The organism is Bradyrhizobium sp. CSA112, assembly GCF_029051645.1.
Lineage (GTDB): Bacteria > Pseudomonadota > Alphaproteobacteria > Rhizobiales > Xanthobacteraceae > Bradyrhizobium.
In genome coordinates, this window is record NZ_JAACFS010000152.1 from 1 (window position 1) to 430 (window position 430).

Below are 430 nucleotides of genomic sequence, written 5' to 3' on the forward strand. Positions count from 1 at the left end.
CTGCAGGCCCTGCCCGAAGGCCGCACGCCGACGGTGGCCGACTGGCGCCGGCTCTCCGCCGCATGGCGTGAAGAACTCGATCAGCGGATCGCGACGCTCACGCGCCTGCGCGATCAGCTCGACGGCTGCATCGGCTGCGGCTGCCTGTCGCTGAAGGCCTGCCCGCTGCGCAATCCGGACGACAGCCTGCGCGCCGCGGGTGCGGGGCCGCATTTCTCGGAAGTGGAGCCCGGGGCCGGCGACTGAAGGCATCGCGACGGGCGGCGTGTGGCACCTCTGCCGGCGCACCGGCACGGGAGCATGGGCCCGCGCTGCGCAGGCGCGCCTGGCAGTGGAGAGATCAGGACCGGGGCGGCGGTCCACCCCCCGTGGAGCCGGTCTCGCTGCCGTTGTCCGAGCCGGAGGACGGCGGGCGCGATCGGGCCTGGGC

1 protein-coding gene is annotated in these 430 nt (G+C 75.1%); it reads left to right on the forward strand.

Annotated features, from left to right (window positions below; genetic code table 11):
• The coding region (locus GWE18_RS42090; protein WP_275191330.1) for a MerR family DNA-binding protein at positions 1 to 246 on the forward strand (246 nt) is incomplete at its 5' end.
• Positions 247 to 430 lie beyond the last annotated feature (184 nt).